16 protein-coding genes are annotated in these 21,922 nt (G+C 62.1%); 6 read left to right on the forward strand and 10 right to left on the reverse strand.

Annotated elements, in window-relative coordinates:
* Positions 1-88 precede the first annotated feature (88 nt).
* From M5B99_RS14460 to M5B99_RS14480, 5 genes are all read right to left on the reverse strand, one after another.
* On the reverse strand, positions 89-757 hold the full coding sequence (locus M5B99_RS14460; protein WP_248804648.1) for a GntR family transcriptional regulator: 669 nt from the start codon (positions 755-757) through the stop codon (positions 89-91).
* Between the two features lie 25 nt (positions 758-782).
* Positions 783-1,496, reverse strand: coding sequence for a FadR/GntR family transcriptional regulator (locus M5B99_RS14465; protein ID WP_248804649.1), 714 nt, complete (start codon positions 1,494-1,496; stop codon positions 783-785).
* A 99-nt stretch (positions 1,497-1,595) separates the two neighbouring features.
* The gene (locus M5B99_RS14470; protein WP_248804650.1) at positions 1,596-2,909 is read right to left on the reverse strand and encodes a C4-dicarboxylate transporter DctA; all 1,314 of its coding nucleotides are present in this window, start codon (positions 2,907-2,909) and stop codon (positions 1,596-1,598) included.
* Between the two features lie 383 nt (positions 2,910-3,292).
* Positions 3,293-4,546, reverse strand: coding sequence for a serine hydroxymethyltransferase (glyA, locus tag M5B99_RS14475; protein ID WP_248804651.1), 1,254 nt, complete (start codon positions 4,544-4,546; stop codon positions 3,293-3,295).
* 248 nt (positions 4,547-4,794) lie between these two features.
* Entirely contained in the window at positions 4,795-8,646 is a 3,852-nt protein-coding gene (locus M5B99_RS14480) for a bifunctional diguanylate cyclase/phosphodiesterase (protein ID WP_248804652.1), read from the reverse strand.
* A 294-nt stretch (positions 8,647-8,940) separates the two neighbouring features.
* Here M5B99_RS14480 and ettA point away from each other — a divergent pair, with 294 nt between their 5' ends.
* A complete protein-coding gene (gene ettA, locus M5B99_RS14485; RefSeq protein WP_248804653.1) occupies positions 8,941-10,605 on the forward strand; it encodes an energy-dependent translational throttle protein EttA in 1,665 nt (554 codons plus the stop codon).
* 288 nt (positions 10,606-10,893) lie between these two features.
* Here ettA and M5B99_RS14490 read toward each other — a convergent pair whose 3' ends face one another.
* A complete protein-coding gene (locus tag M5B99_RS14490) occupies positions 10,894-11,388 on the reverse strand; it encodes a GreA/GreB family elongation factor (RefSeq protein WP_248804654.1) in 495 nt (164 codons plus the stop codon).
* A gap of 305 nt (positions 11,389-11,693) precedes the next feature.
* Between M5B99_RS14490 and M5B99_RS14495 the strand changes: the two genes are divergently transcribed.
* The gene (locus tag M5B99_RS14495) at positions 11,694-12,044 is read left to right on the forward strand and encodes a hypothetical protein (RefSeq protein ID WP_248804655.1); all 351 of its coding nucleotides are present in this window, start codon (positions 11,694-11,696) and stop codon (positions 12,042-12,044) included.
* A gap of 94 nt (positions 12,045-12,138) precedes the next feature.
* Here the strand turns inward: M5B99_RS14495 and M5B99_RS14500 are convergent, their stop codons facing one another.
* Positions 12,139-13,992: a DUF4105 domain-containing protein gene (locus tag M5B99_RS14500; protein ID WP_248804656.1), complete on the reverse strand. Its 1,854-nt coding sequence runs from the start codon at positions 13,990-13,992 to the stop codon at positions 12,139-12,141.
* A 74-nt stretch (positions 13,993-14,066) separates the two neighbouring features.
* Positions 14,067-14,555 carry a DUF3015 domain-containing protein gene (locus M5B99_RS14505; RefSeq protein WP_248804657.1) on the reverse strand — a complete coding sequence of 163 codons (489 nt, stop codon included), beginning with the start codon at positions 14,553-14,555 and terminating at the stop codon, positions 14,067-14,069.
* Positions 14,556-14,829: 274 nt separating this feature from the next.
* Here M5B99_RS14505 and M5B99_RS14510 point away from each other — a divergent pair, with 274 nt between their 5' ends.
* Together M5B99_RS14510 and M5B99_RS14515 are read left to right on the forward strand one after the other, a co-directional pair.
* On the forward strand, positions 14,830-17,268 hold the full coding sequence (locus M5B99_RS14510; protein WP_248804658.1) for a Lon protease family protein: 2,439 nt from the start codon (positions 14,830-14,832) through the stop codon (positions 17,266-17,268).
* A gap of 351 nt (positions 17,269-17,619) precedes the next feature.
* The gene (locus M5B99_RS14515; protein ID WP_248804659.1) at positions 17,620-17,940 is read left to right on the forward strand and encodes a hypothetical protein; all 321 of its coding nucleotides are present in this window, start codon (positions 17,620-17,622) and stop codon (positions 17,938-17,940) included.
* An 18-nt stretch (positions 17,941-17,958) separates the two neighbouring features.
* Here M5B99_RS14515 and M5B99_RS14520 read toward each other — a convergent pair whose 3' ends face one another.
* Positions 17,959-19,785 carry a hypothetical protein gene (locus M5B99_RS14520; protein WP_248804660.1) on the reverse strand — a complete coding sequence of 609 codons (1,827 nt, stop codon included), beginning with the start codon at positions 19,783-19,785 and terminating at the stop codon, positions 17,959-17,961.
* Positions 19,786-19,953: 168 nt separating this feature from the next.
* On the opposite strand from M5B99_RS14520, the gene M5B99_RS14525 reads away from it, so the two are divergent.
* Positions 19,954-20,442, forward strand: coding sequence for a TIGR00645 family protein (locus M5B99_RS14525; protein ID WP_103497050.1), 489 nt, complete (start codon positions 19,954-19,956; stop codon positions 20,440-20,442).
* Positions 20,443-20,551: 109 nt separating this feature from the next.
* Complete coding sequence (locus tag M5B99_RS14530) at positions 20,552-21,169, forward strand: FKBP-type peptidyl-prolyl cis-trans isomerase (protein ID WP_248804661.1); 618 nt, start codon at positions 20,552-20,554, stop codon at positions 21,167-21,169.
* Positions 21,170-21,461: 292 nt separating this feature from the next.
* On the opposite strand, the gene M5B99_RS14535 is transcribed toward M5B99_RS14530, so the two are convergent.
* Positions 21,462-21,719 (reverse strand): hypothetical protein, encoded by a 258-nt coding sequence (locus tag M5B99_RS14535; protein WP_248804662.1) that lies wholly within the window; start codon positions 21,717-21,719, stop codon positions 21,462-21,464.
* Between the last annotated feature and the right edge of the window lie 203 nt (positions 21,720-21,922).

Raw genomic sequence — 21,922 nt, forward strand, 5'->3', positions numbered from 1 at the left:
TCGACCCGCAGCCCGTGGCGAACCGAGCGTTTGCAGGCACCTGAATACCCTGTGGGAGCGGAGCTTGCCCGCGAAGCTTTTGGCGGACTCAGGCCCACTGCAAGACAGCAAGCCGATCCAGATACTCCGTCAGCCGCTCGACGCCGCTCCCTGCATCGCCGTTCTCCACGGCATTGACGATAGCCTCACGCACCCGCCAATCCGCGCTATGCGGCGAATGTTGCGCCAGGGCCAATCCGGTCAATGGCACCAGCCCACCGAGAAAGTGCGCCAGGGGCGCGTTGCCAGCCAGCCTGGCCAACTCCAGATGAAACTCGCCACCGAGTCGGGTCGCCGTGCTCTGCCGGCCAGCTTCGGCATGCTGGCGTTCTCGGGCAACCAGCGCGCGGAGCGGCTCGAGAATTGCTCCGCCAGCCCTGGCGCAAACCAACTCGATAACGCTGGTCTCCGCCAATCGCCGCGCCTGCAGGGTCTGGCGGATCTGTTCGGCGTCGGGTTCGGCGACCCGGGCTCGTTGGTTGGGGCGGGCAAGAATGACCTGTTGCCGCGCCAGGCGGGTCATCACGCGTCGCACCTGGTTACGGCCGGCGCCATAAGCGCGCATCAGCACCTCCTCACTCAAACCCTCGGCAAACTGGCGCTCGAGGATGTCCTCGAACACCTGGGCGTAGAGTGTCTCGGCGCTGACAACCAGGCGCGGTGACGGTACTACGGCACGCCGGGCGGTGAAGGGCAGGGGTATCGCAACGCTGTTCATATCCGGTCTCCCCTTGGCGGGTGGTTTATTGCTCGGTACTGCCCAGATGGTCGTCCGGGATGGTGAGTTCGATGCCCATGCGCCGGCCCTCCTGGAGGATGTGCCGACGCATTTCCGCGCTGGCCAGGGCGCTGTTCTTGTTGCGGATGGCGCGCACCACGGCTTCGTTTTCCAGCAGGCGTTCGGCCAGGTGTTCCGGTGAGTTGCGCAGCACCTCGGCGCTCTGCTTGAGGGCATTGCTGGTCTGCTGCACCACGTTCTGGAAGATCGGGTTGGAGGTCAGGGCGAACAGCTCTTCATGGAAGGCGATATAGGCGTTCATCCCGGCTTCGCTGTCGTTGGCCTCCAGGGCTTCGCGCATGTCCATCAGGGTCAGGCGCAACTGGCCGACCTCCTTGCTGCTGATCGATTGCGCCACCAGCCCGACGATAAACGGCTCCAGGGTGTAGCGCAGTTGCAGTACATCTTCGAGACTGGCGTCGGCCACGCCGCTATGGGCGGTGGCGGTTTCGCTGGGGGCGGCATCGAGCACCACCACCCCTTTGCCCGGCATCGAGCGCACCAGGCCGAGGGTTTCCAGTACGGTCACCGCTTCGCGCAGGCTCGGGCGACTGATGCCCAGCTGTTCGGCCAGTTCACGCTGGCCCGGCAGCATCTCACCGTGGCGCCATTGGCCCCGGGCCAGAGCGGCCCGGAGTTTTTCCACGACTGAATTGACGACGGTTGACGAGGTAATCACGGTTCGCTCCCAGATAAAACGGTCAGGCTACGGCCCCAGTCCAGCACTTGTTTCGCGGGCCCGGGGCCGGTATCAGCGCCCGTTCCCGGGCGCCGCGCATCAAAAATCCTGCTGATGAGCCGGTGTTGCCGGCTTTCTCGGCGTAAAGGCATAACCTTGCTGGCCATCGAGGACCTTGTGGGCCCGTTGCACGTCAATGTCCTTTTCCCAACGGGCGATGGCCACGGTCGCCACGCAGTTGCCGATCAGGTTGGTCATGGCCCGGCCGATGCCCATGAACCAGTCGACGGCCAGCACCAACACCAGCCCGACCACCGGAATCGCCGGGATGGCGGTCAGGGTGGCGGCGAGGATCACCAGGGCCGAACCGGGAATCCCGTGGGCGCCCTTGGAGGTGATCAGCGACACCAGCAGGATGGTCAGCAGGTCGGTCAACGCCAGCGGGGTGCCGGTGGCGTTGGCGATAAAGACGATGGCCAGGGTCAGGTAGATCGAGAAACCGTCCAGGTTGAACGAGTAGCCGGTCGGGATCACCAGGCCCACTGTCGAACTGCCTATCCCCAAGTGTTCGAGCTTGCGCATCACCTGCGGCAACACGGCATCCGAGGAGGCGGTGCCCATCACGATCAGCAGTTCTTCGCGCAGGTACTTGAGGAAGGGCAGGATCCGCAGGCCGGACAGGCGCATCACCAGACCGAGGATCACCAGCACGAAGGTCAGGCAGGTCACGTAGAACAGCGCCACCAGGCTGCCCAGTTGGCGCAGCGACTCCAGGCCGTAGGTGCTGGTGGTGAAGGCGATGGCGCCGAAGACGCCGAGTGGCGCCAGGCGCACGATCATGCCCATGATGCGGAAGATCACGTGGCTCAGCTCATTGATCAAGCGGGAGATCCCCGACGCCGACTCGCCCACCAGGTTCAGGGCGCTGCCGAACAACACGGAGAACAGCAGGACCTGGAGAATGTTGTTGTCGGCAAAGGCGCCGATCACCGAATTGGGGATCAGTTCCATCAGGAACTGCGTGGTCCCGCGCAGGTGCTGGCCGCGGTCGGCGAGGTCGCCCAGGGCCACCTTGGACAGCTGCTCCAGATGAATGTTGGCACCGCTGCCGATGCCGGTGGAGAAGGCCAGGACCAGCCCGATCAACAGGGCGATGGTGGTCAGGATTTCGAAGTAGATTACCGATTTGAGGCCGATCCGCCCGACTTTCTTCAGGTCGCCGGCACCGGATATGCCGCTGACCACCACGCAGAAGACGATCAGTCCGATCAGCATCTTGATCAGCTTGATAAAGCCGTCGCCGAGGGGTTTGAGTTGGACGGAGAATTCGGGAAGGGCGAGTCCGCAGATGATGCCGAGCACCAGTCCAAGGACAACCTGAAGGAAAATCGAACGCGAGCACCATCTGAGCATGGGGAGGATCCTGGTCGGCGTTCCGTGATCCGGGCCGGTGGCCGCAGCTTCGGAACTTAATTGTTGTGGTCTTACCGGTATGTCCAGTGCGAGGCCAGTCTACGCCCGATTTTTCCGGAATCACAAGGGGTTTTCGCAAAATTGGTTGGACCGGTCTGACCAGTGGTGCCGGTCCTGTAGGCGCCGGCTTGCTGGTGATGGCGGCGGATCAGGCGATGCAAGAGTGACTGGCTTCATCGCCGGCAAGCCGGCTCCCACAAAAAAGATGTTCCAGCGTAAGTCGCTGCTTTGCCACGGGGGGGCGGACGGCGGATTTTCTCCAGGCGAAAAAAAGCCCGGTCATCGCTGACCGGGCTCTTTTATGGCGGCGGGATACGGGCTGATTAAGCGCCGTAAACCGGCAGCTTGGCGCAGATGGCCTTGACCTTCGCCCGAACGGCGTCGATCACCGCTTCGTTGTTCAGGTCAGCCAGGATGTCGCAGATCCAGCCGGCCAGTTCGCGGCATTCGGTTTCCTTGAAGCCACGGGTGGTGACAGCCGGGGTACCGAAACGCAGGCCGGAGGTGACGAACGGCGAGCGTGGGTCGTTCGGCACCGAGTTCTTGTTCACGGTGATGAACGCCTTGCCCAGGGCGGCGTCGGCGTCTTTGCCGGAGATGTCCTGCTTGATCAGCGAGAGCAGGAACAGGTGGTTCTTGGTACCGCCGGAAACCACGTCGAAACCGCGCTTGATGAACACTTCGGCCATGGCCTGGGCGTTCTTCACCACTTGTTCCTGGTAGGCCTTGAACTCAGGCTGCAGGGCTTCCTTGAAGCAGATCGCCTTGGCCGCGATCACGTGTTCCAGCGGGCCACCCTGGGCGCCCGGGAACACTGCGGAGTTCAGCTTTTTCTCGATCTCGGCGTTGGCACGCGCGAGGATCAGGCCGCCACGTGGACCGCGCAGGGTCTTGTGGGTGGTGGTGGTGACCACGTCGGCGAACGGCACCGGGTTCGGGTAGACACCGGCGGCAACCAGACCGGCCACGTGGGCCATGTCGACGAACAGGTAGGCACCGACCTTGTCAGCGATGGCGCGGAAACGTGGGAAGTCGAGGATCTGCGAGTAGGCGGAGAAACCGGCCACGATCATTTTCGGCTTGTGCTCGACCGCCAGGCGCTCGACTTCGTCGTAGTCGATCAGGCCGTTGGCGTCGATGCCGTACTGCACGGCGTTGTACAGCTTGCCGGAGGAGGAGACGCTGGCGCCGTGGGTCAGGTGACCGCCGTGGGCCAGGCTCATGCCCAGGATGGTGTCGCCGCCTTGCAGCAGGGCCAGGTAGACCGCCGAGTTGGCTTGGGAACCGGCGTGTGGCTGGACGTTGGCGTAATCGGCGCCGAACAGTTGCTTGGCGCGGTCGATGGCCAGCTGTTCAACCACGTCGACGTATTCGCAGCCGCCGTAGTAACGCTTGCCCGGGTAGCCTTCGGCGTACTTGTTGGTCAGGACCGAGCCCTGGGCTTCCATCACCGCGGGGCTGGTGTAGTTTTCCGAGGCGATCAGCTCGATGTGCTCTTCCTGGCGCTGAGCTTCTTGCTCCATGGCGGCAAAGAGATCGGCGTCGTACTTGGCAATAGTCAAATCACGGCTGAACATGGCGGTCCTCAAGGATCGGGGGGCAGAAAAGAAGCCATTCTAACCCAATGGGTTTTATCTGGCATATGAAAGGGCATCATGTCGCAGATAAGCGGCGCTCACTTGGGATTTTGGGTGCCTGAACTGACGCCTTCGCGGGCAAGCTCCGCTCCCACGAGTTTTCCGTCGTGCACACGACTCAGGCTTGACTCAAACCCTGTGGGAGCGGAGCTTGCCCGCGAAGGCGCCAGGCCAGGCACCGCGGGACTTCAGTCGAACATGAACAGCGCATCATTGCTGAACTGCGCTTCAAAGCGATTGGGCGCCATCGGTCGGCCGAACAGGTAGCCCTGCACTTCGTCGCAACCGTGCTCGCGCAGGAAGTCGAGCTGCTCGTGGGTTTCCACGCCTTCGGCGATCACCGCCAGGTTCAGGCTGTGGGCCATGGCGATGATTGCCCGGGCGATCTGCGCATCCTGTTCGCCCGACGGCAGGCCATCGACGAAGGTGCGGTCGATTTTCAGCACGTCGATGGGGAACTGCTTGAGGTAGTTCAGCGACGAGTAACCGGTGCCGAAATCGTCCACGGCGATGCTCAGTCCGAGATTCTTGAGACCGGCAAGAATCAGCATGGCCTCGCTGACTTCGCGCATCAGGATACTTTCGGTCAGTTCCAGCTCCAGGCAGGCCGGCGATACACCGGTCTCCCTGAGAATGGTGGCGATCCGCGTGCCCAACTGGCCATCGGAGAACTGCCTCGCCGAGATATTCACCGAGACCTTGGGCACTCGCACCTTGGCCAGGTGCCAGGCCTTGAGTTGACGGCAGGCTTCGGTCAGGACCCAGTCACCGACATCCACCACCAGCCCCAGCTCTTCCAGGACCGGGATGAAATCCCCCGGCGGCACCAGTCCGCGCCGTGGGTGGCGCCAGCGCAGCAGGGCTTCGGCACCGGTCAGGCGTTTGCCGTCACCGCTGAACTGCGGTTGGTAATACAGCACGAATTCGTTCTGCTCCAGGGCATGGCGCAGGTCGCTCTCCAGCTCCAGGCGCTCCAGGGCGCTGGCGTTCATGTCGGCCTGGTAGAACTGGAAGTTGTTCTTGCCGCGTTCCTTGGCGTGGTACATCGCGGTGTCGGCGTTTTTCATCAACTGGCTGAGCTCGCTGCCATCCTGCGGGCTCAGGGCGATGCCGATACTGGCGGTGACGAAGAACTCGCGGCCTTCAAGCACGAACGGCGTCACCAGGCTGGTGAGAATCTGCTCGGCGACATTGATAGCCCGGTTCAAGGCCATTTCCCGGGTGGCTCGCGGTTGCAGCAGGAGGGTGAACTCGTCGCCACCCATGCGCGCCACGGTATCGTCGTCGGCCACGCAGGCCAGCAGGCGGGTGGCCATTTCCTTGAGCATGCGGTCGCCGGCGGCGTGGCCCAGGGAGTCGTTGATCGGCTTGAAGCGGTCCAGGTCGAGGAACATCAGCACCACCCAGGACTTCTGCCGTTCGGCCTGTTGCAGCGCGGTGTGCAGGCGGTCCTGGAACAGCGTGCGGTTGGGCAGGTGGGTCAGGGCGTCGTAGTAGGCCAGGCGGTGAATCCGTTGTTCGCTGGCCTTGCGCTCGCTGATGTCGGTGAAGAAGCACACGTAGCTGGCCAGGTCGCCTTCATCATCGAGCACCGCGGTGATGCCGACCCAGGCCGGATAGTGCTCGCCGTTACGGCGCTTGAGCCAGACTTCGCCTTCCCAGGTGTTGTGCTGCTCCAGTTGCTTGAGCACATAACGCAGGTGGGCTTCCTGCTGGTCGTCGACGGTGAGCAGGCTCGGCAACTGGTCCAGCACGTCGGCCACGGCGTAGCCGCTGACCCGGCTGAACGCTTCGTTGGCCTGGACAATGTAGCCGGCCGGGTCGGTGATCAGGATCGCCGAGGTCGAGTGCTCGAAAACCGTCGCGGCCATGCGCAGGTCTTTTTCCGCGCGGCGCTGCTGGCTGATGTCGCGGCCGACGCCGAGGATGCCTTCGAAGGCGCCGTGCTCGTCCCATACCAATACCAGGCGCAATTCGATGGGGATCTTGCGTCCGTCGGCCTTCAGGCAGTCGAACAGGAATAACTGGGTCTGCACCTGTTCGCGAAGCTCGGCCAGTTCCTCGGGTTTGTCCAGCGCCTTGTTGACCCGCTCCATCAACAGGTAGATGCCATTGAGTTGCTGCGGGTTGGCAATGGTCGACTGCCAGCCATGCTGGAACACCCAGTCGACTTCGTAGCCGAGCACCGCATGGACCGACGGGCTGACGTAATTGAGGCTCAGTCGGCTGTCGGTGGAGAAAATCACGTCGCTGATGCTTTCGGCGAGCATCCGGTAGCGTTTCTCGCTGTCGCGCAGGGATTCGCTGGCCTCGATCTGGTCGGTGACGTCCTTGGCCACGCCGATGATGCGCGTGACCTGGTCGTACTTGTCCCGGGCCAGGGCCTGCTCGCGGACCTCGAAGTGCCGCCAGTGCTCGTCGCGATGGCGGAAACGCAGTTGGCACTGGAGCAACTGGCTGTAACCGGCATGGCGCTGCTGCTGGCGCAGGCGATGGTAGTGCTCGGCGTCTTCGGGGTGCAGCAGGATCTCCCAGAAGTACTCGCCCATCTGGTGCAGTTCGGTCTTGTTGTAGCCGAGGGTCTGGCCCAGGTGGTGGTTGCTGAAGATCATCCGCTGGCTGATCACATCCTGCACATACAGGTGATCCGGCACGGTACGCACCACATCCGACCAGAAGCCCTCGCGTTCGAGCAGCGACAGTTCGATCAGCTTGCGGCTGGTGATATCGGTGATACTGAGGATCACGGCCTGATAATCGCCAGGGTCTTGCGGCAGGCGCAGCACCAACCACAGGTGCTGATCCTGGCCGTGGGCGTCGGTCAGCTTGATCTCCAGTTCCAGCTGGCTCTGATGGTTGAGCAGTGCTTCGACCAGCGGGTAGCCGATACCGGCGGCATTGCTCGGGGAGCCTTCGATCAGGCTGGCCCAGGCGCTTTCGCGGCAGTCGACACTGAGCAGGCGCAGGGCCACCAGGTTGATCTCGGTGACCCGCAGTTCCTGCAACAACAGCCGGCGGTGCTCGGGGTCATGGGCGATCCACTGCTTGAGTGACTCGCTGTCCAGCAGGTGATGCTGTTCGAGAAAGCCCGGCAGCCCGGACAGGTCGAGGACGCACAGGGCAACACCGGTGCCTTCGAAAATATCCTGGTAACGCCGGCGTCCTTCGGTGACCTGGCGCTGGCGTCGGCGCATGTTGAGCAGCGCCAGCACCGGCAGCAGCGACAGTCCCAGCCCCAGCAGGCACTTGCCGATCAGGGCCGGCAGCAGATCCTCGATCACCTTGCGCGGATCGAACAGGCCGCGCAGTTGCCAGTCGCTGTTGGACAAGGGCGCCACCAGCACGCTGTTGGCGTCTTCGTCGGGGTTCAGCAGCACAGGCGTGGGGGCAATGTCATCGTCCCGGCTGATCACCAGGTGGTCGTTGCGGTTTTCGATCAGCCAACTGGCGCCCGGGTCCTGGTTGCCCTGGCGAGTGAGGTCCTGGAACAGTCGGGGCGACAGGCGCAGGACCCAATAGCCGTTGCTCTCGCCGCTGGCTTGCTGCAACAGCAGGTGAATGGCCGAGCCGCGATCGTCATTGGTGAAGTAGTAGGCCTGTTTGCGGTTGCTGTGCTTGACCTGTTCGGCGAGGAAGGCCGCGTCATGGCTGTCGGCGGCGCTGTCGCTGATCAGCGCGCCCTTGTCGTCGAGCAGGGCGATGCTTTGCAGGTCCGGCATCGACACGCGTACCCGGTCGAGCAAGGCCTGCAGTTCTGCGCGGTTATTGGGTTTGTCGAAGATCGGCAGCAGATTGAGGGCGATCTGCGCGGTGAGCGCCATGTTCAGGCTGACGTGTTCGGCCAGCTCGGCACTGGCGTCGATGCTATTCTGGCGCTGCAACTGGCGGGTTTGCTGGAATTGATCGATCAGTTGCCAAAACAGCAGGGCGAGCAGTAACAGCACTAGCGTGGCCAGTATGCCTTTGAGTGTCCCGCGCAGGGGGGTAGCCGAGACAGGGCTGGCTGCGCGCGCGGACGATGGCGGATTGGCGTTGGTCAAACTGTGATCCTGCGGTTGGGCTGGATTGGCGCGACATGCACTATAAGCCGGACGCCCGAAGGGCGGCTAGCATGCCTTGAGTTGTGGCAAAGTGCCAGTCCTGTTCGGCCGAGCGGTTTGCCCTGTCTGCCGCATTCAGGTAGTTTTACCGGTTACGCGCCAGCAATTCACGCTCCCTTTGCAAGGGTATCGACCGGTGCGGCCATGGATTGAACTCTTGGCTGACACACGGGGCCTGTTCACTGCGGGTACCGCTCGCGCCTTTATTCATCCGTCACTGACGCTAGGTTCTCCATGGCTCAATACGTCTTCACCATGCATCGGCTGAGCAAAGTTGTTCCGCCGAAGCGGGAAATCCTGAAAAACATCTCCCTGTCGTTTTTCCCGGGCGCCAAGATCGGCGTGCTCGGCTTGAACGGTTCGGGTAAATCCACTTTGCTGAAAATCATGGCGGGTGTCGACACCGAGTTTGACGGTGAAGCCCGGCCGATGCCTGAGCTGAATGTCGGCTACCTGCCCCAGGAGCCGCAGCTCGATCCGAGCAAGACCGTGCGTGAAGTGGTCGAGGAAGCGGTCAGCGTGATCAAGGACGCCCAGGCGCGCCTGGATGAAGTCTACGCCGCCTACGCCGACCCCGATGCCGATTTCGACAAGCTGGCCGCCGAACAAGCCAAGCTCGAGGCAATCCTGCAGGCCAGCGACGGCCACAACCTGGAGCGCCAGCTGGAAGTCGCCGCCGATGCGCTGCGCCTGCCGGCCTGGGATGCCAAGGTCGAACACCTGTCTGGTGGTGAGAAGCGCCGCGTGGCCCTGTGCCGCCTATTGCTGTCGGCCCCGGACATGCTGCTGCTCGACGAACCGACCAACCACCTGGATGCCGATTCCGTGGCCTGGCTGGAGCACTTCCTGCACGATTTCCCGGGTACCGTGGTGGCGATTACCCACGACCGTTACTTCCTGGACAACGTCGCCGGTTGGATTCTCGAACTCGACCGTGGCGCCGGTATCCCGTACGAAGGCAACTACTCGGGTTGGCTGGAAGCCAAGTCCGACCGTCTGGCCGCTGAATCCAAGCAGCAGTCGGCCCATGAAAAGGCCATGAAGGAAGAACTGGAGTGGGTGCGCAAAGGCGCCAAGGCTCGTCAGTCGAAATCCAAGGCCCGTCTGCAGCGTTTCGAAGAAATGCAGTCGCAGGAATTCCAGAAGCGCAGCGAGACCAACGAAATCTACATCCCGGCCGGTCCGCGCCTGGGCGACAAAGTCATCGAATTCAAGAACGTCAGCAAGGGCTATGGTGACCGCGTACTGATCGACAACCTGTCGTTCAGCATGCCCAAGGGCGCGATTGTCGGCGTGATCGGGGGTAACGGTGCCGGTAAGTCGACCCTGTTCCGCATGCTGATGGGCAAGGAAACCCCGGACTCGGGCAGCATCGAAGTCGGTGAAACCGTGCAGTTGGCCTGTGTGGATCAGAGCCGCGACGACCTCGACGGCAGCAAGACGGTGTTCCAGCAGATTTCCGACGGTTCCGACCAGATCCGTATCGGCAACTATGAGATTCCATCGCGCACTTATGTGGGCCGCTTCAACTTCAAGGGCGGCGACCAGCAGAAGTTCGTCAAGGACCTGTCCGGTGGTGAGCGTGGGCGCCTGCACCTGGCGTTGACCTTGAAAGAGGGCGGCAACGTCCTGCTGCTCGACGAACCGTCCAACGACCTCGATGTGGAAACCCTGCGTTCCCTGGAAGAAGCCCTGCTGGACTTCCCGGGCGCGGCGATTGTGATCTCCCACGATCGGTGGTTCCTGGACCGGGTGGCGACGCACATCCTGGCGTATGAAGACGATTCGCAGGCGGTGTTCTTCGAAGGCAACTACACCGAGTACGAAGCCGATCGCAAGAAGCGCCTCGGTGATGCCGCGGCCCAGCCGCACCGTGTACGGCACAAGAAACTGGCCTGATCGGGTCGGTGCTTGAAAAGCGGAGCCCTTCGGGGCTCACGCCTGTCGGTTAAGAGCGATCTTGAGTCTGACCGATATTTGTGGCGAGCGGGCTTGCCCGCGCTGGGCTGCAAAGCAGCCCTGAAGCCTGCGACTGCGTTCTGCCTGACACAATGAAGTCACTGACTTGAGGGGCGCTTCGCGCCCCAGCGCGGGCGAGCCCGCTCGCCACAAGACCGCGCTACGCCTCAAATGCCCTTGACGGAATGGCATCATGTCCTTCGGGGCTCTGTTTTTTATTGCGTGCCGCTAAGCCGGTTCGATCCGCACGATTTCGATCAACTGATCCCCCGCCGGTCGCTTCCACAGCACTTCATCGCCCAGGCGCGCACCCAGCAGCGCCCGACCCAGGGGCGAGCCCCAATTGATCAAGCCGCGCGGGGCATCCGCCTCGTCCTCGCCGACCAACTGCACCTGTTGTTCTTCATCCTGTTCGTTGGCGAAGGTCACGCGACTGCCGATCTGTACCACCTCGGTGGAGGTCGCCGGTGCGGCGAGCTGGGCGCTGGACAGGCGTTGATTGAAGTAACGCAGGTCGCGCTCGATATCGGCCTGGCGCTGTTTGTCGGCCGCCTCGCCCAGGGCGCTTTGCTGGCCGTATTCGGCTTGTAGCGCCGCGACACGCGCGTGCAATTGCGCCAGGCCCCGTGGGGTGACGTAATTGGGCTGGGTACTGACCTGGCGCTCCACCGGCTGTTCGGCCTGGGCGGCGGCGTTGTCCTCGTTGACGAAGGCGCGGCTCATGCTGCTCTCCCGTGCATGGGTATCGGTGCATGCTCGCAGGGTTTGGGTTTGCCGGTATATCCGTAAGCGACCTGTGGTGGTTGGATCCGCACCGTGTCGGTTTTTCGAACGGGGCTCAAGGTTCGCTGATTCGGGCCTGGAGCGGGGGCAATAAGCGGTTTGTGAGCCCGGGTGGTAAATTTTTCGATCGGCGGTCGTTCTTTTTTATTGTAGGGTCATGCGGCACCGGGTGCTCTACGCCGGGTGTTTCAGCCCAGCGCAGGCGCGTGGGGAACGATGGTAGTCAAAGAAAGCGAGCGTTGTGTATGAGTTGTTTCAAAACCCAGGGCGTGGGTGTCGGCCTGACCTTGTCCGCCTGTGTCGCCGTGGGCGAGCCATTACCTGAGAGTTCCTTGCTGGGCCGTTATGGCGTAACGCCGGAGCAGTTGCCAGTGGCGACTCAGGTGCAGACGTCTGACGAGAAGTCGCCCAGACTGTTTCAGTTGCGGCCCGAGGTGCCGCTGGTGGATATCCGCTTCGGCGAGCGGACGGCGCCGGAGGCGGTGGGCAATATCAGCATCGACAATATGGCCAGGCGCGATTACGAGCGCTGCCTGCGACGGCATGGCGAGTTGCTGCTGCGCGAGTCGGGGCAGCCGAACCCAGGGTGTGAGTAGCGTCCGCTGGCAGTCCGCGTGGAATACCAAATGCTGCCTGGACATGGCCCCCTGTAGGAGCCAGCTTGCTGGCGATGAGGTCCTTGGGCGCCGCTCAATAGTGATACCACTTCACTTCCAGCATCACCTCGTTCTCCGGCGTCGCCAGCTTGCTGAACTCGCGCTGGGCGCTCAGGCGCAGGCCCAGGTTGCGCGACAGTTCCCATTGCTGATTGAGGCTCAGGCTGCGGCGGACTTCGCCATTGGTGAAGTAGTCACCCTTGGCTTCCAGGCTCAGGTTGCCCAGCGGGGTTTTCCACAACAGACCGCTGTCGAACCCCGCCGCCGGCGAAACAACCGCCGCGAAGTCGGCATTGTGCTCGACCCGCACGGTGCCCAAGGCAAAGCCCAGCACATCGTCGGCCAATTGCCAGGTGCCCCCCGCGCCGCCATTCACATGGCTGACCAGGGTCTGGTCGTCGTGCCGGCCCGGCACCCGCTCCAGGCCGCCGGTGACTTGCCACGACCACGGTTGCAACAGCGCATTGCGTGGCGTCAGCGAACGAATGGTCGCCAGGTCCAGTTGCCGCAACTGCCAGTGATTGCCTTCGTACTGGCGCAGTTTCATTTGCAGGATTTCTATCTGCGCGCCGAGGGGAAAACTCTCGGCGTTGTCGGTGAGGTCGTGATAGGCCATGCGCAAGCCGTATTCGCCGAACGCCTGGCTGCCGCGGGTGCCGATCCCGGCTTGCCAGGTGCGTGATTCATGACCGTTTTCCGGCAGGCCCGGACGTTCGATCCGCAGGTCCGGCGGCGGGTTGCGGTTGATCGCCCGCAGCAGCTCGAAGCTGCGTTGAGCCTGCACCGGATCACGCTCCTGGCCATTGGCCCGGTAGCGCTCCAGCCGATAGGCGGCGTCGATGATCAGTGCCTGGCGAGCCTTTGGCAGTTGCTTGAAACCGCTTGATTGCAGTTGCTGCGCATCGCCACTGACTTTCAGTACCCATTGCTGTTCTTCCGGATTCAGCGGTTTGGCCCGTTCCAGCAGTTCACGCTCGCGGGATGGCCGGTAGTCGATTCTTTCCACCAATCCGGCGTCTTTCACTGCCTTGACGGTGTCGGTGGGAATTGCGGTCAGCGGAAACTGTTCAGTCAGGTGCAGGCTCGGGCGCGCCACCTGCAGCAGTTCCAGCAGGCGGTAGGAGCAGTTTTCATCGAAGAAGAAGTAGTCGAACTGGATCTGCTTCAACTCCCAGACATGTTCGACCATGCGCTGGGTTTCTTCGGGGGTCAGGTTCAGCCGGTATTCCCACAGGTCGCGGTTCTCCAGGCTGCGGTATTCGGAGAGTTTTTCCTGGTAGGGCACCAGGGCGAACAGGCCCGGGTAGCCACCCGCCAGGCCTTTCCAGGCATAGAGGATGCTGTTGTCGGAACCTTCGATATAGGCGCCGAAGTTGATCGCGTAGCTGAGCAGGGCGGTTTGGTCGCGCTGCACACCGGCCGGGTCGATACGCAGCAAGGTATGGCCGAACATCGACGACGGGCTGTTCAGGTAGGCCGCCGGAAAGATCATCACTGTGCTGTGGGGCGCGACATCCTTGAACCACTGCTTGAATTCCGCGCAGTCCGGGACGGGTAGGTCGGTCAGTTGCAGTTGCGCCTTGAGCCAGCGCGTGCGGGCCGGATAGACACACTGGGGATGCTGGTTGCCGAGGCCGGCCGGGGCATAGAGCGCGTCGACGGTGGCTTGCAGTTCCGCGTCCGGGTGATGGGCACCGTCGGCGGCGAGGAAATATTTTTTGTCACTGACATAGCTGCGCCAGCCGCCGAGCTTGGCGGTTTCATAATGGCCGAGGGAAATCCAGAACGGGTCATGGGCCAATTGCTGCAAACGCTGGGTGTCGAGGTGCGGTGCGGCGTACAGCGGGGCGCAGGCACAGAGCGCCAGGTAGGCAAGGCGTTTGAGCATGGTGGGCAACTGTTGTCAGGCGAAAAGAGGCAACGCACACGAAGCCCGCCCCGAAAGGAGCGGGCGGGTCGAGCTTAAGCCTGGGTCGCGTACTTGGCCAGGCGCGGATCGCTTTTCAGGACCGCGAGGGTATTGGTGTGCACATCGTCGGCGGTCACGTCAGCCTTGCTGAAGATCTGCTGGAAGTGCTCGTGGGTGACGGCCGCGAAATGTTCGCGGTCTTCCGGGGCTACACCAAGGACCACGGCGTAGGTGGTCAGGGCTTCGCCCTGGCCCTTGGCCATGTCTTCGGAGAGTTCGTTCATCATGCCGTTCATGGCGATCCAGGAGCGCCCGCCATAGGTCAGCGAGTCACGGGTGGAGCAGCCGTTGGTGCCGGAGGTCATGCCGAAGGTGGCGTTGCCCGAGGTGCCGTTGGTGGTGGACGCCAGGATGTGGGCGGGAGTGCCGCGCTGGCCCTTGAACAGCATGTTACCCCAGCCGCAATCCGGCCCGCCTGGCGCCTGGGCCATGGCATTGAGGGAGGCAACCGTGAAGAGAGTACCCAGAAGAATCCGTTTCATAGCTTTGTTCTCTTTATGTGCGTGCCAATGACAAGGGGATCTGGCCTGGTTCAGGGCCAGTAGGCTGGTTATCAATCCAGCCTCGCACGTTGGAGTTTAGGCAGGTTCCCAGGGTTCCATTGTTTTTTCCTGATGTGAATGAGAGAAAGTGTTTGTAGTCCCTGTCTGAGGACTTTTGCCACGCCGTAGCGATTCAGCCCTCGCTCGCCTTGCCAGTCAGGTATGGCGAGCGCCAGAATGCTTTCATCTGCCCCGCCTGATGTAAGGAAGCCCGATGCCTGATTCTGTTGCTGCCAGCTTGCGACTAGCGCCTGATGCGCTGACCCGTCCTTTTTCCGCTGAACAGTTCAGCTTCTCTACCACCAATGATCTGGAGCCTTTTCGCGGTGTGCTTGGCCAGGAACGTGCTGTTGAAGCCTTGCAGTTCGGCGTGGCGATGCCGCGCCCCGGTTACAACGTGTTTGTCATGGGCGAGCCCGGTACCGGGCGTTTCTCGTTCGTCAAACGCTATCTGAAAGCCGAAGGAAAACGCCTACAGACCCCGTCCGACTGGGTCTATGTCAATAATTTCGACGAACCTCGCGAGCCACGGGCGCTGGAGTTGCCAGCGGGCGAGGCGGGCGCGTTCATCACCGATATCAATGGTTTGATCGACAACCTGTTGGCGACCTTTCCTGCGGTGTTCGAGCACCCGTCCTACCAGCAGAAGAAGAGCGCCATCGACCGCGCCTTCAACCAGCGTTACGACCGCGCCCTGGATGTGATCGAGCGCCTGGCGCTGGAGAAGGAAGTCGCGCTGTATCGCGACAGCAGCAATATCGCCTTTACCCCGATGAGCGAAGGCAAGGCTCTGGACGAGGCGGAGTTCGCCCAGTTGCCGGAAGCCGAGCGTGAACGTTTCCATACCGATATCGCCGACCTGGAGGAGCGCCTCAACGAGGAGCTCGCCAGCCTGCCGCAATGGAAGCGCGAGTCGAGCAATCAACTGCGCCAGTTGAACGAAGAAACCATCACCCTGGCCCTGCAACCCTTGCTGGCGCCGTTGTCGGAAAAATACGCGGAGAACGCCGCGGTTTGCGGTTACCTGCAAGCCATGCAGGTCTACCTGCTGAAAACCGTGGTCGAGCAGTTGGTCGACGACAGCAAGACCGACGCCGTGGCCCGCAAGCTGCTGGAAGAGCAGTACGCCCCGAGCCTGGTGGTGGGGCAACCGCTCAATGGCGGTGCGCCGGTGGTCTTCGAACCGCACCCGACCTACGACAACCTGTTCGGTCGCATCGAGTACAGCACCGATCAGGGCGCGCTCTACACCACCTATCGGCAGTTGCGCCCCGGTGCCTTGCACCGGGCCAACGGCGGCTTCCTGATTCTCGAAGCCGAGAAGATGCTCAGCGAGCCCTTTGTCTGGGATGCGCTCAAGCGTGCCCTGCAATCGCGCAAGCTGAAGATGGAGTCGCCGCTCGGTGAGCTGGGACGCCTGGCTACCGTGACCCTGACGCCGCAGATGATCCCGTTGCAGGTCAAGGTCATCATCATCGGTGCCCGCCAGTTGTACTACACGTTGCAGGACCTGGATCCGGACTTCCAGGAGATGTTCCGCGTGCTGGTGGACTTCGACGAAGACATTCCCATGGTCGACGAGAGCCTGGAGCAGTTTGCCCAGTTGCTCAAGACCCGCACTTCGGAAGAGGGCATGGCACCGCTGACCGCCGATGCGGTGGCACGCCTGGCGACTTACAGCGCGCGCCTGGCCGAGCACCAGGGGCGGTTGTCGGCGCGGATCGGCGATCTGTTCCAGTTGGTCAGCGAGGCGGATTTCATTCGCCACCTGGCCAATGACGAGATGACCGATGCCGGTCACATCGAGCGGGCGCTCAAGGCCAAGGCCACTCGCACCGGGCGGGTCTCGGCGCGGATTCTCGACGATATGCTGGCGGGGATCATCCTGATCGACACCGCGGGCGCGGCCGTGGGCAAGTGCAACGGGCTGACGGTGCTGGAGGTCGGCGATTCGGCCTTCGGCGTGCCGGCGCGGATTTCCGCCACGGTGTACCCGGGCGGCAGCGGGATCGTCGATATCGAGCGCGAGGTCAACCTTGGCCAGCCGATCCACTCCAAAGGCGTAATGATCCTCACCGGTTACCTGGGCAGCCGTTATGCCCAGGAATTCCCCCTGGCGATTTCCGCGAGTATCGCCCTGGAGCAGTCCTATGGTTATGTCGACGGCGACAGTGCGTCCCTGGGCGAGGCCTGCACGCTGATTTCGGCCTTGTCGAAAACCCCGCTCAAGCAGTGTTTTGCTATCACCGGTTCGATCAACCAGTTCGGCGAAGTGCAGGCGGTGGGCGGGGTCAACGAGAAGATCGAAGGCTTCTTCCGGCTCTGTGAGGCTCGTGGTCTGACCGGCGAGCAGGGGGCGATCATTCCCCAGGCGAACGTCGCCACCCTGATGCTCGATGAGCGTGTGTTGCAGGCGGTGCGAGCCGGGCAGTTCCACGTCTATGCGGTGCGCCAGGCCGACGAGGCATTGAGCCTGCTGGTGGGCGAGCCGGCGGGTGAGCCGGATGCCGATGGGCAGTTCCCGGAGGGCAGCGTCAATGCGCGGGTGGTGGAACGCCTGCGGGTGATCGCCGAGATGATCAGCGAGGATGACCTCAAGGAGGCGGAGAAAGAGGCGGCCGAGCAGGCGCTGGCGGAGGTCAAACCGTCCTGATCCAGGGGCGGACCGTGTTGTAGGGGGCATTGCTCCAATGCTCAAGGCCGACACGGTCCCTGTAGGAGCCGTGTCGGCGATGAGGTCGGTGAATCTTGCATCGCCTGATCGGCCGCCATCGCCGACAAGCCGGCTCCCACAGTGTTTAGCGTATGTCGAAAGTCTGCGATAAGGTTCGGACTTGTGGGAGTCAATGCTTTGGCGCATGCCAAGCTGACGCCCGTTGGTCCTGCAAATGCTTGCTGCCCGTGGTTTTATTCTATTCTCTGGGCAAGGACATCCACTGTAGTCACTGGACCGATGCAACCTCCCACCGGAGGCTGAAGACAGGATCTACCGAGGGTCGCCGCCATGCCGCGCAACCTTTGTCTTACCCGCCAATGCCTGGGTCTTGTGACCCGTATCGAATGCTGTATTCGCCCGATTGCCGGCGATAATGGAATGTGGACCCTGCTGTTCGCCGCCGGAATGGCCGGTGAACAGCCCTCGGCCATCAAGGCCCAGGGGCCGTTCCATGGCTCGCTCGTGGCCGAGTCCATCCTCGAGTCGATTGTCGAAAGCCTGACCTTGCATGGCTATCAGCTGGCCGAGGATCCGCAGATCTGGAGCCTGCATTTGCAGGCCCAGCTACGGGAGATCAACGGCACGCGAGGCAGAGGCCTGGAACACTAGGCGCCGGTTCCGGGAGGATCATTCGGCTGGGCCTGAGACCTGGGCCTTGTCGAGCTTGACCTCGAAACCGTACTCGATGGTGTTCAAGGCCGTGCGCTGGTAGCTTTCCAGCCGGGTCGGTTGCCCGTAGAAATAGTGCACGTCGTAGACCGGCGGCGAGTCGATCTTGTCGCTATGGCTGGTGGCGATGATTTCCTTGAGGTAGTTGCCGCTGTCGTCCTTGGCGTAGAAACGCCAGGCCTCGGCGGGGAAGCGCTTCTGGTCGACGATCAGGGCGTTGCCCTTGAGCTCCAGGCCGGCAGGCAACTGCTGGGCGTCAAGGGTGTTTTTCTGGATGTCGGCCAGGAACAAGGGCATCGAGCCGACGGCATAGGCCGGCGTTTCCGGGAACAGGTTCAGGTCGTAGGTGATGGTGCCTTCCAGCGGGTTGACCTCGAAGGCCTCGGTGGGCAGTTCCAGGGGCTCGCCGCGCTTGCCTTGGTCGTCTTCGGTGAAGAAGGTCACCGGGCTGTCGACGGGGGCGGTCGGCGTGCCGAGCAACTCATCGTTGAAGGTCTTGGGGTGGTCGAACTCGATACTCGCCGCGCTGGCATCGTCCACCGACTGGCTGATGATCACGCTCTTTTTCAGCTTCTCGGCATCCAGGTTGGCGTTCTTGAGATAGCTGGCCGCCTGGTCGTCGTAGACCACCACCGGCATGGGCAGCGGCTGGATATCCTTGCTGGTGGTGTTGTCGAACTCGCGCACCGGCAGGTCCAGCTCCTTGCGGTTGACCGTGGCACCGGAAAAATCCATCACGCTGATTTCCAGCTTGTCGATCATGCCGTTGAAGTAGACCCGGGTGTAGTGGCTGGTCTGCTTCGCCTCGAAGGCCTTTTGCTCGTCGTCGAGTTTTTTCTCGAAGCTGTCGCTCCAGGTCTTCTGTTTAAGCATTTCGTCCAGTTGCTTCTGGTAGAAGGCAATCTGCGCGGTGTTTTCGTTGATCGCGCCGGCACGTGAAAGAAATTGTCCGGTGTTGTCCATGGCCTGGACGATCAGTGGGTTGAGCGGGGTGTCGCCGACCTGGGGCGCTTGCGCGGCGCTGCTATTCAGTTCGATTTCGGCATTGTTCTTGTCCAGCGACACCAGGGTCAGGCTGATGTTGTCGCTGCTTTGCAGTTTGCCGACGTCCTGGCGGGTCAGGTTGAAGGTCACTACCTTGCGCGGGGCGATCACCTCGACCTTGCCATGCAGGGTCAGGGGCTGCGGTTGTTTTTTCGAGTCGACTTCCATGCCTTCGACGTACGGGTAGGTGATCGTCAGGTCGTCGGGGTTGGTCGTGTTCGAGCTGGAGGGGCTCAGTTGGATCCCGGGATCGGTTTCCGACCATTCGGGCTGGAAGGGGATCACTTGTTGGTTGCTCAGGGTCACCGACTGCCATTCCAGGGCGTGGGGAAACGGGAATTCGGTGGGGTAGTTGAAGCTGAACGGAAAGATCGGCTGCAGGTCGGTCAGGTAGTCGGAGCTTGCGCTCTTGCGCAGCACGAAGAGGCCGTTGATATAGGTGTCGGCCAGGGCCTGCGGGCTGGGGTAGTGCTTGAGCAGTGCCAGGGCATCGTCGCTGTATTCGGTTTCGATGGGCTTGTCGCGCAGGCGCAGGCGGGCCCGTTCGAGCAACAGCAGCGAACCGCCAAGGTCGGCCACGGCATCTTTGAGCTTGGGGTCCTGCAGGGTGTCGAGGGTTTTTTCGAACTGCGCGGTCCTTTCCTCGAGGCTGGTGGGGTGTTGCTTGTCTTTGGGGGAACAGCCGCTCACCAGCAGAGCCACCGATAGCCCGAGGCAACCCAGGGGAAGTCGCAAATCCATTGTTCAGTTTTCCTGTACACAGTGCACACGCGATGTCGTTGATGCCGACACTAGCAGAAAATCGTCGCGGCGCCGTTGTCCCAATGTTGAACGAGCACCCGCGGGGGCTTTTTCCCTTGGGTTTTGGCGCTGGTATACTCGCGGCCATTTTCAGTTGGTATGAGATCCATGGAACGTTTTATCGAAAATACGATGTATGCCTCGCGCTGGTTGCTGGCGCCCATTTACCTCGGCCTGTCCCTGGGCCTGCTGGCCCTGGCGCTGAAATTCTTCCAGGAAGTGTTTCACGTTATCCCCAACGTGTTTGCCATGGCTGAGGCCGACCTGATCCTGGTGCTGTTGTCGCTGATCGACATGGCGCTGGTGGGTGGCTTGCTGGTGATGGTGATGATTTCCGGCTACGAGAACTTCGTGTCGCAGATGGACATCGATGAGGGCAAGGAAAAGCTCAGTTGGCTGGGCAAGATGGACTCCACCTCGCTGAAGATGAAGGTGGCGGCGTCCATCGTGGCGATCTCCTCGATTCACCTGCTGCGGGTGTTCATGGACGCCAAGAACGTCGATCCGGTGCACCTGCAATGGTATGTGATCATTCACATGACCTTTGTCGTGTCGGCCTTTGCGATGGGCTACCTGGACAAGCTGACCAAGCACTGACCCCGCGGTGCTTGTGTGCTAGTCTGCTGGCCCTTTTTGGTTCCGGGTGCATGGGGCGATACCAGGTTCAACCGGTATTTCCCGTCGCAGCCCACAGCGGAGCAGTGTTATGTCCGAAGTAAATCTGTCCACCGACGAAACCCGCGTCAGCTACGGTATCGGCCGTCAGTTGGGTGACCAACTGCGTGATAACCCGCCACCGGGCGTGAGCCTCGATGCGATCCTGGCCGGCCTGACCGACGCCTTTCACGGCAAGCCAAGCCGCGTGGGCCAGGAAGAGCTGTCCGCCAGCTTCAAGGTGATCCGCGAAGTCATGCAGGCTGAGGCCGCTGCCAAGGCTGAAGCCGCGGCGGGTGCCGGTCTGGCATTCCTGGCGGAAAACGCCAAGCGCGAAGGGATCACCACCCTGGCTTCCGGCCTGCAGTTCGAAGTGCTGACCCAGGGCGAGGGTGCCAAGCCTTCCCGTGAGGACAGCGTGCGCACTCACTACCACGGCACCCTGATCGACGGCACCGTGTTCGACAGCTCCTACGAGCGCGGCCAGCCAGCCGAATTCCCGGTCGGCGGCGTGATCGCCGGCTGGACCGAGGCGCTGCAACTGATGAACGCCGGTAGCAAATGGCGTCTGTATGTGCCGAGCGAACTGGCTTACGGCGCCCAGGGCGTCGGTAGCATTCCGCCGCACAGCGTGCTGGTGTTCGACGTCGAACTGCTCGACGTTCTGTAATACGAACTGCCTCTGTGTTGGGGCGGTGCTTGTGTGGGAGCGGTGCTTGCCCGCGAAGCTTTGTAGCGGTCCACTGGCCTCTTCGCGGGCAAGCTCCGCTCCCACAAGACAAGGTCCAGATGCTGTCTGGGTAGGCATTCCACAAGCTCCAGATGCTGTCTGGGTAGGCTTCCACAAGTTCCAGATGCTGTCTGGGTAGGCATTCCACAAGGTCCAGATGCTGTCTGGAGTGGTATTCCACAAGTCTGCGGCCCGTCCTGTCCGGGGGGGGGCATTGAGACAGCTATTCCCGTCACACCCGCAGCTTGCTGTTCAGGTCTTCCGTCGGGCGCAACGCCCGTGCATAGCAGAACAGAAACAGATTGCGCACCAGCTCCTTGAGCACCAGCGGTTCGCTGGAACTCAGGCCGCTGACGTCCAGGTCGCCCTGCTCCTGCAGCTCGTTCAAGGCATCTTCTTCCAGCACCGCACAGACTTCCCCCGTTTCCCGATGCAGGATGCGCAGGTAAGGGTGTGGGCGGTCCAGCCAGGCATCGATCAAATAAGTCATGTTCTCATCTCCTTGATGGGTATCAATGAGAATAATTCTTATTCGTAGAATAGCAAGTGCCTATTGGCCGATTGTCGGGTTTTCTGCGGGGGGATTTGTCTGAGGTCAACGAAGGCGAGGTGGTGTGGCGCTAGACGCGCTCCTGAGCCGGGCGTCGCAACCAGGGTCGGCGCGGAGCATTGTGGGAGCCGGCTTGCCGGCGA

Origin of the sequence: Pseudomonas sp. MWU13-2100, assembly GCF_023242365.1 — a bacterium.
Classification (GTDB): domain Bacteria; phylum Pseudomonadota; class Gammaproteobacteria; order Pseudomonadales; family Pseudomonadaceae; genus Aquipseudomonas.

Bases quoted from the DNA above. Each gene is read 5' to 3' on its own strand.
- glyA (WP_248804651.1), bottom strand. From the start codon at position 4,546: ATGTTCAGCCGTGATTTGACTATTGCCAAGTACGACGCCGATCTCTTT.
- M5B99_RS14520 (WP_248804660.1), bottom strand. From the start codon at position 19,785: ATGGATTTGCGACTTCCCCTGGGTTGCCTCGGGCTATCGGTGGCTCTG.
- ettA (WP_248804653.1), top strand. From the start codon at position 8,941: ATGGCTCAATACGTCTTCACCATGCATCGGCTGAGCAAAGTTGTTCCG.
- M5B99_RS14530 (WP_248804661.1), top strand. From the start codon at position 20,552: ATGTCCGAAGTAAATCTGTCCACCGACGAAACCCGCGTCAGCTACGGT.
- M5B99_RS14515 (WP_248804659.1), top strand. From the start codon at position 17,620: ATGCCGCGCAACCTTTGTCTTACCCGCCAATGCCTGGGTCTTGTGACC.
- M5B99_RS14495 (WP_248804655.1), top strand. From the start codon at position 11,694: ATGAGTTGTTTCAAAACCCAGGGCGTGGGTGTCGGCCTGACCTTGTCC.
- M5B99_RS14460 (WP_248804648.1), bottom strand. From the start codon at position 757: ATGAACAGCGTTGCGATACCCCTGCCCTTCACCGCCCGGCGTGCCGTA.
- M5B99_RS14535 (WP_248804662.1), bottom strand. From the start codon at position 21,719: ATGACTTATTTGATCGATGCCTGGCTGGACCGCCCACACCCTTACCTG.
- M5B99_RS14500 (WP_248804656.1), bottom strand. From the start codon at position 13,992: ATGCTCAAACGCCTTGCCTACCTGGCGCTCTGTGCCTGCGCCCCGCTG.
- M5B99_RS14470 (WP_248804650.1), bottom strand. From the start codon at position 2,909: ATGCTCAGATGGTGCTCGCGTTCGATTTTCCTTCAGGTTGTCCTTGGA.
- M5B99_RS14525 (WP_103497050.1), top strand. From the start codon at position 19,954: ATGGAACGTTTTATCGAAAATACGATGTATGCCTCGCGCTGGTTGCTG.
- M5B99_RS14490 (WP_248804654.1), bottom strand. From the start codon at position 11,388: ATGAGCCGCGCCTTCGTCAACGAGGACAACGCCGCCGCCCAGGCCGAA.
- M5B99_RS14505 (WP_248804657.1), bottom strand. From the start codon at position 14,555: ATGAAACGGATTCTTCTGGGTACTCTCTTCACGGTTGCCTCCCTCAAT.
- M5B99_RS14510 (WP_248804658.1), top strand. From the start codon at position 14,830: ATGCCTGATTCTGTTGCTGCCAGCTTGCGACTAGCGCCTGATGCGCTG.